The organism is Citrobacter telavivensis (genome assembly GCF_041807075.1).
In the GTDB taxonomy this organism is placed as follows: Bacteria; Pseudomonadota; Gammaproteobacteria; order Enterobacterales; family Enterobacteriaceae; genus Citrobacter_A; species Citrobacter_A telavivensis.
Genome location: NZ_JBGUBF010000001.1, coordinates 1765013 through 1778444, shown reverse-complemented (window position 1 = coordinate 1778444; position 13432 = coordinate 1765013). Strand labels below are relative to the sequence as shown.

Annotated in this window: 14 protein-coding genes; 9 read left to right on the top strand and 5 right to left on the bottom strand. The window is 52.1% G+C overall.

The window, feature by feature from the left end:
• The first annotated feature begins 43 nt into the window (after positions 1 to 43).
• From ACERJC_RS08435 to rnd, 3 genes are all read left to right on the top strand, one after another.
• Positions 44 to 628 (top strand): Slp family lipoprotein, encoded by a 585-nt coding sequence (locus tag ACERJC_RS08435; protein ID WP_373671454.1) that lies wholly within the window; start codon positions 44 to 46, stop codon positions 626 to 628.
• A 204-nt stretch (positions 629 to 832) separates the two neighbouring features.
• Positions 833 to 2518 (top strand): long-chain-fatty-acid--CoA ligase FadD, encoded by a 1686-nt coding sequence (gene fadD / locus ACERJC_RS08430; protein WP_152404188.1) that lies wholly within the window; start codon positions 833 to 835, stop codon positions 2516 to 2518.
• A gap of 231 nt (positions 2519 to 2749) precedes the next feature.
• The gene (gene rnd / locus ACERJC_RS08425) at positions 2750 to 3877 is read left to right on the top strand and encodes a ribonuclease D (protein ID WP_178825117.1); all 1128 of its coding nucleotides are present in this window, start codon (positions 2750 to 2752) and stop codon (positions 3875 to 3877) included.
• 90 nt (positions 3878 to 3967) lie between these two features.
• On the opposite strand, the gene ACERJC_RS08420 is transcribed toward rnd, so the two are convergent.
• Positions 3968 to 5047, bottom strand: coding sequence for a tartrate dehydrogenase (locus ACERJC_RS08420; protein ID WP_373671453.1), 1080 nt, complete (start codon positions 5045 to 5047; stop codon positions 3968 to 3970).
• Positions 5048 to 5150: 103 nt separating this feature from the next.
• Here ACERJC_RS08420 and ACERJC_RS08415 point away from each other — a divergent pair, with 103 nt between their 5' ends.
• The 6 genes from ACERJC_RS08415 (at position 5151) to ACERJC_RS08390 (ending at position 10308) form a co-directional block, all read left to right on the top strand.
• Positions 5151 to 6068, top strand: a complete 918-nt coding sequence (locus ACERJC_RS08415) for a LysR substrate-binding domain-containing protein (RefSeq protein WP_373671452.1) — start codon at positions 5151 to 5153, stop codon at positions 6066 to 6068.
• 95 nt (positions 6069 to 6163) lie between these two features.
• Complete coding sequence (gene leuE / locus ACERJC_RS08410; RefSeq protein ID WP_152404196.1) at positions 6164 to 6802, top strand: leucine efflux protein LeuE; 639 nt, start codon at positions 6164 to 6166, stop codon at positions 6800 to 6802.
• Between the two features lie 131 nt (positions 6803 to 6933).
• Positions 6934 to 8910, top strand: a complete 1977-nt coding sequence (locus ACERJC_RS08405; protein WP_373671451.1) for an acyltransferase family protein — start codon at positions 6934 to 6936, stop codon at positions 8908 to 8910.
• A 167-nt stretch (positions 8911 to 9077) separates the two neighbouring features.
• Positions 9078 to 9440, top strand: a complete 363-nt coding sequence (gene yeaR, locus ACERJC_RS08400) for a DUF1971 domain-containing protein YeaR (protein ID WP_373671450.1) — start codon at positions 9078 to 9080, stop codon at positions 9438 to 9440.
• 2 nt (positions 9441 to 9442) lie between these two features.
• Entirely contained in the window at positions 9443 to 9625 is a 183-nt protein-coding gene (locus ACERJC_RS08395) for a DUF1869 domain-containing protein (RefSeq protein ID WP_012132688.1), read from the top strand.
• 263 nt (positions 9626 to 9888) lie between these two features.
• Positions 9889 to 10308 carry a translesion error-prone DNA polymerase V autoproteolytic subunit gene (locus ACERJC_RS08390; RefSeq protein WP_373671449.1) on the top strand — a complete coding sequence of 140 codons (420 nt, stop codon included), beginning with the start codon at positions 9889 to 9891 and terminating at the stop codon, positions 10306 to 10308.
• A gap of 160 nt (positions 10309 to 10468) precedes the next feature.
• Here the strand turns inward: ACERJC_RS08390 and ACERJC_RS08385 are convergent, their stop codons facing one another.
• Genes ACERJC_RS08385 through ACERJC_RS08370 form a run of 4 tightly spaced genes read right to left on the bottom strand, consistent with a single transcriptional unit; the run spans position 10469 to position 13427 of the window.
• Positions 10469 to 11266 (bottom strand): transporter substrate-binding domain-containing protein, encoded by a 798-nt coding sequence (locus tag ACERJC_RS08385; protein WP_286633454.1) that lies wholly within the window; start codon positions 11264 to 11266, stop codon positions 10469 to 10471.
• 40 nt (positions 11267 to 11306) lie between these two features.
• The gene (locus ACERJC_RS08380) at positions 11307 to 12032 is read right to left on the bottom strand and encodes an amino acid ABC transporter ATP-binding protein (RefSeq protein ID WP_152404203.1); all 726 of its coding nucleotides are present in this window, start codon (positions 12030 to 12032) and stop codon (positions 11307 to 11309) included.
• Positions 12033 to 12050: 18 nt separating this feature from the next.
• Positions 12051 to 12737 carry an amino acid ABC transporter permease gene (locus ACERJC_RS08375; protein WP_373671448.1) on the bottom strand — a complete coding sequence of 229 codons (687 nt, stop codon included), beginning with the start codon at positions 12735 to 12737 and terminating at the stop codon, positions 12051 to 12053.
• Between the two features lie 12 nt (positions 12738 to 12749).
• Positions 12750 to 13427 (bottom strand): amino acid ABC transporter permease, encoded by a 678-nt coding sequence (locus ACERJC_RS08370; protein WP_152404207.1) that lies wholly within the window; start codon positions 13425 to 13427, stop codon positions 12750 to 12752.
• Positions 13428 to 13432 lie beyond the last annotated feature (5 nt).

The following is a 13432-nucleotide window of genomic DNA, read 5'->3' as shown; positions in this document are numbered from 1 at the left end:
CCAGTAAAAACCGGGTCAATGCGCTGAGAAAAGGAGTCGCAGTATGGCGGTTCAAAAACAAGTTGTTAAAGGCCTGCTCGCGGGAGCGATTGCGCTCATGGTGAGCGGGTGCGTCACGGTTCCGGATGCGATTAAGGGCTCCAGCCCCACGCCACAAGACGATCTGGTACGAGTGATGAATGCCCCGCAACTGTACGTGGGTCAGGAAGCGCGCTTTGGCGGCAAAGTGGTGGACATTCAAAACCAGCAGGGGAAAACCCGGCTGGAAATTGCGACCGTTCCGCTCGATAGCGGTGCGCGCCCCATTCTGGGCGAACCCTCGCGCGGGCGTATTTACGCCAATGTGAATGGGTTCCTTGATCCGGTCGATTTCCGGGGGCAACTGGTGACCGTTGTGGGACCGATTACCGGTACCGTCGAAGGCAAAGTGGGTAATACGCCGTACAAATTCATGACGATGGACGTGTCGGGTTACAAGCGCTGGCGGCTTGCTCAGCAGGTGGTGATGCCACCGCAACCGATCGACCCATGGTTCTACGGCGGGAGAAGAGGCTGGCCGTATGGCTATGGCGGTTGGGGATGGTATAACCCGGGCCCAGCACAGGTTCAAACGATAGTCACAGAGTAACGCGTTGTATTATCAGTAAAAGAAACAGCGGCTGGTCCGCTGTTTCTGTTTTATTAACGTCATAACAAAAATAAATAGTGACGCGCTTCGCAACCTTTCAGTTGAGTGATTAATAAACTGGTACGCTGAGTTAATATTATGTTAACGACTTGTTTATTATCTGGGGTTGAGATGACGACGAACACTCATTTTAGAGGTGATGCAGTGAAGAAGGTTTGGTTAAACCGTTATCCCGCGGATGTGCCTGCGGAGATCAATCCTGACCGTTATCAATCCCTGGTGGAACTGTTTGAACATGCTGTCGCGCGCTATGCCGATCAGCCGGCGTTTATGAACATGGGGGAGGTGATGACCTTCCGCAAGCTGGAGGAGCGTAGTCGCGCCTTCTCTGCTTACCTGCAGCAGGGGCTGGGGCTGAAAAAAGGCGACCGCGTCGCGCTGATGATGCCAAACCTGCTGCAATATCCGGTGGCGCTGTTTGGCATTTTGCGCGCCGGGATGATCGTGGTGAACGTCAACCCGCTTTATACCCCGCGCGAACTGGAGCATCAGCTAAACGACAGCGGCGCGGCGGCGATTGTGATTGTCTCCAACTTCGCCCATACCCTGGAAAAAGTGGTTGATAAAACCAGCGTTAAGCACGTCATTCTGACCCGTATGGGCGACCAGCTTTCCACGGCCAAAGGCACGCTGGTGAACTTCGTGGTGAAGTACATCAAACGACTGGTGCCGAAATATCATCTGCCGGATGCGATCTCTTTTCGCAGTGCGCTGCACGCCGGTTACCGTATGCAGTATGTGAAGCCGGAAGTGGTTTCTGCGGATCTGGCGTTTTTGCAGTACACCGGCGGGACGACCGGGGTGGCAAAAGGGGCGATGCTGACGCACCGCAACATGCTGGCTAACCTGGAGCAGGTGAAAGCCACTTACGGGCCACTTTTGCACCCGGGTAAAGAGCTGGTGGTGACCGCGCTGCCGCTGTACCACATTTTTGCCCTGACCATGAACTGCCTGCTGTTTATTGAACTGGGGGGACAGAACCTGCTTATCACCAACCCGCGCGATATTCCGGGTCTGGTAAAAGAGCTGGCGAAGTATCCGTTTACCGCCATGACCGGCGTGAATACCTTGTTTAACGCCTTGTTGAACAATAAAGAGTTCCAGCAGCTGGATTTCTCCTCTTTGCATCTTTCTGCGGGCGGCGGTATGCCGGTACAACAGGCGGTGGCTGAACGATGGGTTAAGCTGACCGGACAGTATCTGCTTGAAGGCTACGGGCTGACCGAATGTGCGCCGTTGGTCAGTGTTAACCCGCACGATATTGATTATCACAGTGGCAGCATCGGCTTGCCGGTGCCGTCGACCGAAGCCAAACTGGTGGATGACGACGACAACGAAGTTTCTCCGGATCAGCCGGGTGAACTGTGCGTGAAAGGACCGCAGGTGATGCTGGGCTACTGGCAGCGTCCTGACGCGACGGATGAGATCATCAAGAACGGCTGGCTGCACACGGGCGATATCGCGGTCATGGATGATGAAGGATTCCTGCGCATTGTCGACCGTAAGAAAGATATGATTCTGGTCTCCGGCTTTAACGTTTATCCGAATGAGATAGAAGATGTGGTGATGCAGCATCCGGGGGTGCTGGAAGTGGCTGCCGTCGGCGTTCCGTCCGGCAGCAGTGGCGAAGCGGTGAAGATTTTTGTGGTGAAAAAAGAGGCTTCGCTCACCGAGGAAGCGCTGGTCACCTTCTGCCGCCGTCAGCTCACGGGCTATAAAGTCCCGAAACTGGTTGAATTCCGCGATGAACTGCCGAAATCAAACGTCGGCAAAATTTTACGTCGAGAATTGCGTGACGAAGCCCGCGCCAAAGTGGACAATAAGGGCTGAGCGTTAAGCAACACGTCAAACGCCGGGTGAATCCGGCGTGAGAGTGATCGCAAACCTTACTCCGATACCGGACAAGCAGAGATCACCTTATTAAAACCAGGAAAATCAATTTATTGATTTTCGGCTGATAACCACAAAGAAGGAAAAACCACGTTTTTTCCCTTCTTTGTCAGCAATCTGACGCCGGGTGAATCCGGCGTTTTTTTTGGCGTAAACCGAAGAGAATGCAATTTGAATTACCAAATGATCACCACTGACGACGCGCTGGCAACCCTGTGCGAAGCGGTCCGTGCGTTTCCTGCGATTGCCCTGGATACTGAGTTTGTCCGTACCCGTACCTATTATCCGCAGTTGGGCCTGATCCAACTGTTTGACGGCGAACATGTTGCACTGATCGACCCGCACGGCATTAGCGACTGGTCGCCGCTGAAAGCGATTCTGCGCGACACCGCCATTACCAAATTTCTGCACGCGGGTAGTGAAGATCTGGAAGTCTTTCTGAATGCGTTCGGCGAACTGCCGCAACCGCTGATTGACACGCAAATACTGGCCGCATTTTGCGGCCGCCCGCTGTCGTGGGGCTTTGCATCGATGGTGGAAGAGTACACCGGCGTGGCGCTGGATAAGAGCGAGTCGCGTACCGACTGGCTGGCGCGGCCGCTGACTGAGCGTCAGTGTGAATACGCCGCAGCGGATGTCTGGTATCTGTTGCCGATTGCCGGAAAACTGATGGCGGAAACCGAGGCTGCGGGCTGGTTGTCCGCGGCGCTGGATGAGTGCCGCCTGATGCAAACGCGTCGTCAGGAAATCCTCGCACCCGAGGACGCCTGGCGCGACATCACTAACGCCTGGCAGCTACGCACGCGCCAACTGGCCTGCCTGCAACTGCTCGCCGACTGGCGTCTGCGTAAAGCGCGTGAGCGCGATCTGGCCGTGAACTTCGTGGTTCGCGAAGAGCATCTGTGGTCCGTGGCGCGTTATATGCCTGGCAGCATGGGCGAACTCGATAGCCTGGGGCTTTCCGGCAGTGAAATTCGCTTCCACGGTAAGACGCTGCTTTCACTGGTGGCTCAAGCGCAGGCGCTGCCGGAAGAGGCCCTGCCGGAACCGCTGCTGAATCTGATGGACATGCCGGGTTATCGCAAAGCGTTTAAGGCGATCAAGGCGCTTGTCACGCAAGTGAGTGCGGAACATAACGTCAGCGCAGAGCTGCTGGCGTCGCGCCGTCAGATCAACCAGTTGCTCAACTGGCACTGGAAGTTAAAACCGCAGAATACAGAGCCCGAATTGATTTCTGGCTGGCGGGCGGCGTTGATGGCGACAACGCTCAACGCGTTGCTGGCAGAGTATCCGCTTTAATGTTTTTGCCGGATGGCGGCTACGCCTGATCCGGCCTACAGACTCTCAACCGTAGGCCTGATAAGCGCAGCGCCATCAGGCATTGAACCCTTATATCCTCGCGCAGATCGCTTCACCGACCTGTTGTGTTGAGGCACTCCCCTGCAAATCCGGTGTTTTAGGTCCGTTGGCTATCACCTGCTCAATCGCCGCCAGAATCCCGTCGTGTGCGGCGGTGTACTTCGCATCTCCTGCGCCGAGGAAATCGAGCATCATCGCCCCAGCCCAGATAGTCGCAATCGGATTGGCGAGGTTTTTGCCATAAATATCCGGGGCGGAACCATGTACCGGTTCGAATAACGACGGGAAAGTGCGCTCAGGGTTCAGGTTAGCCGAGGGGGCAATGCCGATGGTGCCGGTACACGCCGGGCCGAGATCGGAAAGAATGTCGCCAAACAGGTTCGAGGCAACCACCACATCGAAGCGCTCCGGTTGCATCACAAAGCGGGCGCAAAGAATATCAATGTGCTGCTTGTCCCAGTGGATATCGGGATAGTGCTGCGCCATAAGCTCCACGCGTTCATCCCAGAACGGCATACTGATCGCCAGACCGTTGGATTTGGTCGCCGACGTCAACGTTTTGCGCGGACGGCTTTGGGCTAATTCAAACGCATAACGCAGAATACGATCCACGCCCCGGCGGGTGAAAACGGACTCCTGGATGACCACCTCATGCTCGGTGCCCGGATTAATATGTCCGCCCAGCGATGAGTATTCCCCTTCGGTGTTTTCACGCACAACATAGAAATCAATGTCGCCCGGCTTCTTGCCGGCCAGCGGGCAGGGCACGCCGGGGAAGAGGCGAACCGGGCGCAGATTTACATACTGATCAAATTCCCGACGGAATTTCAGTAGCGAACCCCACAGGGAAATGTGGTCCGGAACCGTGTCCGGCCAGCCGACGGCGCCAAAGTAAATGGCATCAAAAGAGGATAGCTGTTCGCGCCAGTCATCCGGCATCATTTTCCCGTGCTCAAGGTAATAATCACAGCTGGCCCATTCGAACGTCTCAATGCTGAGGGACAGGTCCCAACGTCTGGCGGCAGCCTGCAACACGCGAATGCCTTCTGGCAGCACTTCCTTACCGATACCATCACCGGGAATCGCGGCAATACGACAGGTTTTCTTCATACCAGTTCTCACTTGTAGGGTAGCGAAATTGACTTCCTCCTTATCCTATAATTGACTGATCGACAGTTAATCTCTTCAACTGGTGAAACATAAAACACAGATCATGAATAATCCTCCTTTGCTGACTGATTTACGCGTCTTTATTCTGGTCGCCCGACGGGCGGGATTTGCCGCCGTTGCCCAGGAACTGGGTGTTTCACCGGCCTATGTCAGTAAACGTATTGCGCTGCTTGAACAGAACCTGAATGTGATTTTGCTGCACCGCACTACGCGTCGCGTCACCATTACGGAAGAGGGCGAGCGCATCTATGAATGGGCGCAGCGCATTCTGCACGATGTCGATCAGATGATGGATGAACTCTCTGATGTCCGTCAGGTTCCGCAAGGAATGTTGCGAATCATCAGTAGCTTTGGGTTTGGCCGACAGGTTGTGGCGCCTGCGCTGTCCGCACTGGCAAGGCAGTATCCGCAACTGGAGCTGCGTTTTGATGTGGAAGACCGGTTGGTGGATTTGGCCAATGAAGGCGTCGATCTCGACATCCGCATTGGCGATGACATTGCGCCGAACCTGATCGCTCGCCGGCTGGGGACGAACTATCGAATCCTCTGCGCTTCTCCCGCGTTCCTGGCGCAGCACGGTACGCCAAAACAGCTTGCCGATCTTGCCACCTGTTCCTGCTTAGTGATCAAAGAGCGCGACCATCCCTTTGGGATCTGGCAATTGCAAAATAAAGAGGGGGAGCACGTCATTAAGGTGACCGGGCCGCTGTCATCAAATCATGGCGAAATTGTGCACCAATGGTGCCTCGACGGGCAGGGGATTGCGCTGCGCTCCTGGTGGGATGTCTGTGATAACATTGCCAGCGGTCATCTGGTGCATGTTCTGCCGGAATATTACCAGCCGGCCAATATCTGGGCAGTGTATGTATCACGACTGGCCACGTCGGCCAAAGTGCGTATTACGGTGGAATTCTTACGCCACTATTTTGCCGAGCGCTATCCAACCTTTTCACTGAAATAAAGGCGTCGGTAAAGCGCTTCCCTTGAGCAGGGGCATCCGTTAGCATATTGTTTCGCGGTTAAGCGAAAAAGTGGTTTCAGGAAGAAGAGGTTAACGTGTTTGCAGAGTATGGTGTACTGAATTATTGGACTTATCTGGTCGGGGCTATTTTTATTGTCCTCGTCCCTGGACCGAACACGATATTTGTGCTGAAAAACAGCGTCGGACGTGGAATGAAGGGCGGGTACCTTGCGGCAAGCGGCGTATTTATTGGCGATGCGGTGCTCATGTTTCTGGCGTATGCCGGGGTGGCAACGCTGATTAAAACAACGCCAGTATTGTTTAATATCGTCCGCTATCTCGGTGCCTTTTACCTGCTTTATCTGGGCGCAAAAATCCTCTATGCCACGCTTAAAGCAAAAGGCGGCGACGCTGCTGAAGAGGCGGTTCCCTTTGGCGCCATTTTTAAACGTGCGTTGGTGCTGAGCCTGACGAACCCGAAAGCAATTCTGTTCTATGTCTCCTTCTTTGTGCAGTTCATTGATGTGAATGCCCCACATGCGGGACTGTCATTCTTCATCTTAGCGACCACGCTTGAAGTGGTGAGCTTCTGCTACCTGAGCTTCCTGATCGTTTCGGGGGCCTTTGTTACGCAGTACATTCGTACCAAAAAGAAACTGGCGAAGGTCGGAAACTCGCTGATCGGCCTGATTTTTGTCGGTTTCGCCGCGCGGCTGGCGACATTGCAGTCGTAAGCCAGGAGGCCCGCCGCACAAGCGGGCTTTTTGTTGGGGAAAACCACCATAAAACAGAGTGTCACTGGCGGTTCACTTTTGAATAATCTCGTGTAAAATCCGCACTTTATATTTTATTAGCAGGATAATCGATGAAGTATCGTTCTGATATTGACGGCATAAGGGCGATTGCCGTATTGCTGGTGGTACTCTTTCACGCCGGGTTTTCGCTATTTGCATCCGGTTTCATCGGGGTCGATATTTTCTTCGTCATTTCAGGCTTTCTCATCGCATCGATAATAAAAGATCGAATGGATGCGGGTAATTTCAGTTTTAGCGATTTTTATTTGCGCAGAATATGGCGATTACAGCCCGCAATGCTGACAATGATGTTGCTGTGCATTGTCATTGCGTCGGTATTCTGGCTGCCGGAAGATTACGCCCCTTTTCTCAAAAGCATAAAGCAGACGCTGCTTGTCGTCTCAAACCGCTATTTTGGCGATGAAACAACCGCCTATGCCGCGCCTGATTCAAATGCCATGCTGTTGCTTCACACCTGGTCTTTATCCATCGAGTGGCAGTGGTATGTCTTTTTCCCGGTCATCTATTACGTCATCCGTAAAAAAACGCACGAGCGGGTGCATAATTATCTGGCACCGCTGCTGACGGTTGCAGGCATTTATATCGCCTGGCACTATTCAGGCGCGCATCCGACGAAAACGTACTATTTCTTTGCCTCCCGACTCTTTGAATTTATGCTCGGTGTCTGCGCATGTGTTTATCTCCCGATGGCGCAGAAAATAAACAGGGCCGTGCTTAATAGCCTTTCGCTCGTGGCGGTGGCGGCACTCTTTTTTGTTAGCGTCAGAAGTGATGTCATTCTGGGTTATCCCAATGCCTACACCCTGGCCGTTTGCGTCAGTACCGCGGTGTTGATTTTCACCGGTAGCCAACAAAATATTCTGACCAATAAGCTGCTGTCATTCCCGCCGTTGGTCTGGCTCGGCACGATCTCGTATTCGCTTTATCTTTTCCATTGGCCGATTTTTGCGACACTGCACTACATCGGTATTACCAGTATCTATGCCAGAGTTGCCGGTCTGGGTTTGGCCGTGCTGCTGGCGATGGGGTCATATTATTTCATCGAGAAACCTTACCGAAAACCCCGCCTGTCGTTGAAAAAAACGTTGGCTTTGCTGGTGGTCATACCGCTGGTCGTTATTATTACCCTGATGTCGGTCAGCAAGCGTTTTGACGGATTTAGCTATCTGCGGTTCGGCGAGTCGTTAAATCATATTAATAGTGTGCTCGAAAAGACGAAGATAAAACAGCGTCAAGACTGTATGAACGAAAACGTCACGGGAACCGATATGGCCTGTGTGGTGGGCGATAAAACCGCTTCAGAAAAAGCGCTTCTGATGGGGGATTCGCATTCTAACCAGTACTGGAATTTCTTCGACGTGATGGGAAAAAATGCGCATGTTGCCGTTGATATGAAAGCGACGTCACTGTGTCTGGCGATTCCCCGCGTGTATCACGACGATCTCTATACCTATAAAGGGGATTACTACAAGGTCTGCCACGAGAACGTCAAAAAATACTATGAGGCGATCCGAAGCCATAAGTATAAATATGTGATCATTTCCCAGGTCTGGGAAAACTATGCGGCATTCAAAGTCAGACAGCAGATTGGAGATTCCCCATCGCCTGCAGAATCTATCAATATCCTCACCCGAGCCACTGAACAGGCCATACAGGATATTCTTGATGCCGGGGCGCAGCCGGTACTGGTGAAAACGATGTTCCCGATGCCAAAGAATTTCCTGACCTGTTTCTATGAACATTTTAAAACGCGGGGAGAGTATGAGCATCAGGCCTGTAACCCGAATCCGCAGATTAATAAAAATGTCTGGACGGAGGCGTTTTTTGCCACATTACAGGCCCGATTCCCCTCGCTCATCATTGTCGATCCCAAAAGCGTGCAATGCCCTGGCGGGCTGTGCCGGACGGAAATTGAGGGCATTCCGCTGTATCGCGACGTCGGCCATTTAAATGACTACGCCACGAAAACGTTGGGAGAGGCGTATCTGCAGCAATTTGGTAATCCGCTCAAAACGCCTGGTCAATAAAATAGCCGGAGGAGAGCCTGGAGACAGGCTCTCCTCTGCCAGATAAAACCTGTGGTAAATGTCACGTGCCACTTTTGGTGTATTTAAAATGCCAGTTATGAAGCGTAACCTTTCTGGAACAGCGGTTTACTCACAATCGCATCCTACCGACTGGAAGAGGGAAGGACATGCTTCAGATTCCACAAAATCATATCCACACACGTGCCACGCCGTTCTGGAACAAAGAAACGGCACCTGCCGGAATTTTCGAACGCCATCTTGATAAAGGAACCCGACCGGGAGTGTATCCCCGTCTGTCGGTGATGCAGGGGGCGGTCAAATATCTCGGGTATGCGGATGAACACAGTCCAGAAGCGGAAACGGTGATGATCATCGAAGCGGGTCAGTTTGGTGTGTTTCCACCGGAAAAGTGGCACAACATCGAAGTGATGACCGATGACACTTATTTCAATATCGACTTTTTTGTCGCGCCAGAGATCCTGATGGAAAGCGCGGATCAACGAAAAGTCATTCATACCGGGAAGAAATAATCATGGGCAAAGCAACTTATACCGTCACCGTGACGAATAACAGCAACGGCGTTTCTGTCGATTACGAAACCGAAGCGCCAATGACCTTACTGGTGCCTGACGTCGCCGCCGAGGTGGTGAAAGATCTCGTCAATACCGTGCGCTCTTACGATACGGAAAATGAACACGACGTCTGTGGTTGGTAAGTGACGCCACGCAAACAAAGAGGAAACCGGCTGCCATTAGCCGGTTTTTTTATGTGTCCCGAAAACGCGCTCCGCACAATGCCCGCTCTAAAATGGACGGACGTCGTCATCCTGCGCAAAAATTTACAAACAGTATATTTGCAGGATCAATAAATGCTTACGCGCAATACGGCGAAACTTTGCGCCACGGCGTTTTGCCAATGGCTTGATCCCAGCCTTAGTTGAAATTACTGTATATAAAAACAGTATTCAAGGTGTGCATTATGACGTTGTACAGACCTGCGCAATGGCGTGAAGCCATCGCCGCCCCCCTTTTCAGCGAGCGGGTTCCGTGCGGATTTCCCAGCCCGGCGACCGATTATGTTGAGCAACGTATCGATCTCAACAAGTTACTTATTCCGCATCCCAGTTCGACCTATTTTGTGAAAGCGGCTGGCGACTCAATGATCGACGCAGGGATCGGCGATGGCGATCTGCTGGTGGTGGACAGTTCACGCACTGCCCGCCACGGGGATATCGTGATTGCGGCGGTGGAGAGGGAGTTTACGGTTAAGCGGTTGCAGTTGCGGCCCACTGTTCAGCTTAATCCTATGAATTGCGCTTATTCACCCATCATCATCGGCAGTGAGGATGCCCTGGATATCTTTGGCGTTGTGACATTTATTGTGAAAGCGGTGGGTTGACCTGGGTTGCGTCATTGCCTGTAACGCCAAAGCAAAACAGCGGACGTCGTTACATTATTCATTAACGGATAATACGTGCATCCAGATAGCTCCCTGATGTCCGGGTATAATATCTGGATGCACGGTACGATTTTATTTAAGCACGGTCGCGTCAAATAAATTATGGTCTGCTAATGATCTCTGCCGGAATAGGTTCGCCATGATACTTTTCGTAAATGGCATTCAGCTTCCCGTTTTTGAGATTAGTGACAATCCACTGATCGAGTTTTTCTTTTAGCTCTGGTTCATTCTTTTTCAGGCCAATGGCTAAATCAAATACGGTAAGGGTCATTTTAGGTTCAAATGCCAACTTAGGGTTTTGCTTCTTAATCTGATTAACCAGTGTGGCAGAGGTAGCGACAGCGTAAGCCTGACCACTCACCGCCGCCGTAACCAGCGTGGCATCGTCATCGTAGCGTTGAATGGTCACACCATTTTTCATCGCCTCTTTGGTCAGCATTGAATCCTGAGTGGTGCCCCGGGTGACGGTAATTGCATGCCCTTTTAAATCGCCCCAGTCGCTTATTTTCGTGGCTGCCGGCGCACCAATAACCGATCGTAACCCCGCATAGGCTCGGCTAAAGTCAATAACCTGCGCACGCTGTGGCGTAACGGAAAGGGTGGATATGATGATATCGGCCTTCCCGGTCTGTAAATTAGGTATCCGCGTCGGACCTGTTGTTTCAATGAATTTCAGTTTCACGCCCCAGTCCTTAGCCAACAGCTCCGCGGTTTCAACATCGGATCCAACCGGCTTCATTGAGGCATCCAACATTCCTGAAGGTGGAATGGATAAATCGGTGGCAACGCGTATTTCACCTCGTTTTTGAATTTCTTCCAGGACATTTGCCGAGGCAGGAAGGGTGATAACGGTGGACAGTAACGACACGAGCAGTAAGATTTTTTTTGCAGGGCTCATATTATTTTCCTTCGTAGGGATATTTCGCTGGGTGAGTGGTTCACAAATCGTTAGAAATAAATTCCTGTAATGCCGCCGTGCCCGGCGTTTTCAGGATGTCTACCGTGCCGCTTTCATGGACGGTACCCTGATGCATAAAGATGATTTTATCGGCGACCCGACGGGCGAAATTCATTTCGTGGGTGACCATAATCATGGTCATGCCACTTCCCGCCAGGCGCTCAATAACGCGCAGGACTTCTCCGGTGAGTTTTGGGTCTAATGCCGATGTCACTTCATCAAACAACATCACTTTTGGTTTCATTGCCAGGGAGCGCGCGATGGCTGCGCGCTGCTGCTGCCCGCCCGAGAGTTGCTCTGGATAGCTGTCTGCCTTGTCGGCCAGGCCCACTTGGTTGAGTACGGACAGCGCCAGCCTTTTGGCTTCAGCTTTAGCCATCTTTTGGACGGAGACAGGGCCTAACGTAATATTTTGCTCTATCGTCAAATGGGGAAACAGGTTGTAACTCTGGAACACAATCCCAACGTCCTGGCGCAACTTGCGCAGGTTGAGATGTGGATCTTCAACCTTGTGCCCACAGACTTCAATGCTGCCGCCATTGATGGTTTCCAGTCGATCAATACAGCGCAGCGCAGTACTTTTGCCTGAACCGCTGGCACCAATCAGTGCCACAACCTGCCCCTGATTCACGGAAAAAGAGACGTTTTTCAGCACAGGATTGTTGCCAAAGCTTTTGTGTACGTTTCTGAGAGTAATAATGGGCATAGTATTAACCTTCAGCACTTAATTGATTCGTGGACTCACCGTTTGTACAGGCTTAACGTTTTTCTCTGGCGCGCCCTGCTCAAGCCGGCGGCTTAATACCGATACGGGAAAGCACAGACAAAAATACAATGCAGCAACAATGAGATAGATAATAAATGGCTCAAAAATCGAGTTATTGATCAGTTGTCCGGCTCGCGCCAGTTCGACAAACCCCACGACAGAAGCCAGTGACGTGTTTTTGATGATTTGAACCGAAAATCCCACGGTTGGCGGTGTGGCAAGCTTGATGGCCTGCGGCAGTACGACTTTAAACATGCGCTGCGTACTGGAAAGTGCCAGACATTCAGCCGCCTCCCATTGCGCGCGGGGAACGGCCTGAATGCAGCCTCGCCAGATTTCGCCCAGATAGGCGCTCGCATAAATGGTGAGAGACAGGCCGGCGGCCAATAAAGGCGAAATCGTCATGCCCAGTTGCGGCAATCCGAAATAGACCATAAACATGATAATCAGCAGAGGCGTTCCCTGAATTAACTGCACCCATGCTGAAACGACCAGCCGTATGACACGAACCGGTGCGATGCGGCCCAGTGCTATCAGAAACCCCATTATTCCACCGCCGCCGAACGCCATGAGTGACAGGACTATTGTCCACAGCGTGCCTTCCAGCAGAAATTGAATATGGGCGAAATTGAGGGGAATATTCATCGTCATGACTCCCTAAATCATGGTGCCAAGCCGGCGACGGCGAGGGAAAATGGCCTGCCCAAACAACCAGAATATCAGCCGCATTAACAACGAGAGCGCGATATAAATCCCCGCCACAATCACGAAAGTTTCAAAGGGGCGGTAGGTTTCTGATTGAATAAAGTTAGCGGTCGCGGTGAGTTCTTCAGTGGATATTTGCGAGGTCACCGATGAGGCCAGCATTAATAAAATAAACTGGCTGGTCAGCGAAGGATAAACGCGCTCGATCGCGGGTCGTAATGCGACATGCCAGTATTGCTGCCATTTGGTTAATCCCAAGGTTTCAGCGGCCTCCCATTGCCCTTTATGCACGGATTCAAACCCGGCACGCATAATTTCTGCGGTATAGGCGCCCACATTAATCGTCAGTGCAATCACAGAGACGGTGAAGGCGCTAAACGAAAACCCCATGCTCGACAGGCCAAAATAAACAAGAAATATCTGTACCAAAAATGGCGTATTGCGAATGGATTCAACATAGATAGCCGCGACTCTCGCAAACACTCTGGATTGAGAGCGTCGGGCAATGGCACAGAGCGTGCCTATCAGAAAACCCGTCACTGTCGTCACTAAGGCCAGTTTGGCGGTCAATTCCGCACCGTCCAGCAAGAGCTGCCATTGTGAAAGTATTGCTGTGAAATCGAGCATCATGACTT

What these genes read in the sequence shown, in the direction of transcription:
- ACERJC_RS08435 (WP_373671454.1), top strand. Translation starts at nt 44, where the DNA reads ATGGCGGTTCAAAAACAAGTTGTTAAAGGCCTGCTCGCGGGAGCGATT.
- ACERJC_RS08420 (WP_373671453.1), bottom strand. Translation starts at nt 5,047, where the DNA reads ATGAAGAAAACCTGTCGTATTGCCGCGATTCCCGGTGATGGTATCGGT.
- ACERJC_RS08415 (WP_373671452.1), top strand. Translation starts at nt 5,151, where the DNA reads ATGAATAATCCTCCTTTGCTGACTGATTTACGCGTCTTTATTCTGGTC.
- ACERJC_RS08405 (WP_373671451.1), top strand. Translation starts at nt 6,934, where the DNA reads ATGAAGTATCGTTCTGATATTGACGGCATAAGGGCGATTGCCGTATTG.
- yeaR (WP_373671450.1), top strand. Translation starts at nt 9,078, where the DNA reads ATGCTTCAGATTCCACAAAATCATATCCACACACGTGCCACGCCGTTC.
- ACERJC_RS08395 (WP_012132688.1), top strand. Translation starts at nt 9,443, where the DNA reads ATGGGCAAAGCAACTTATACCGTCACCGTGACGAATAACAGCAACGGC.
- ACERJC_RS08390 (WP_373671449.1), top strand. Translation starts at nt 9,889, where the DNA reads ATGACGTTGTACAGACCTGCGCAATGGCGTGAAGCCATCGCCGCCCCC.
- ACERJC_RS08385 (WP_286633454.1), bottom strand. Translation starts at nt 11,266, where the DNA reads ATGAGCCCTGCAAAAAAAATCTTACTGCTCGTGTCGTTACTGTCCACC.
- ACERJC_RS08380 (WP_152404203.1), bottom strand. Translation starts at nt 12,032, where the DNA reads ATGCCCATTATTACTCTCAGAAACGTACACAAAAGCTTTGGCAACAAT.
- ACERJC_RS08375 (WP_373671448.1), bottom strand. Translation starts at nt 12,737, where the DNA reads ATGAATATTCCCCTCAATTTCGCCCATATTCAATTTCTGCTGGAAGGC.
- ACERJC_RS08370 (WP_152404207.1), bottom strand. Translation starts at nt 13,427, where the DNA reads ATGATGCTCGATTTCACAGCAATACTTTCACAATGGCAGCTCTTGCTG.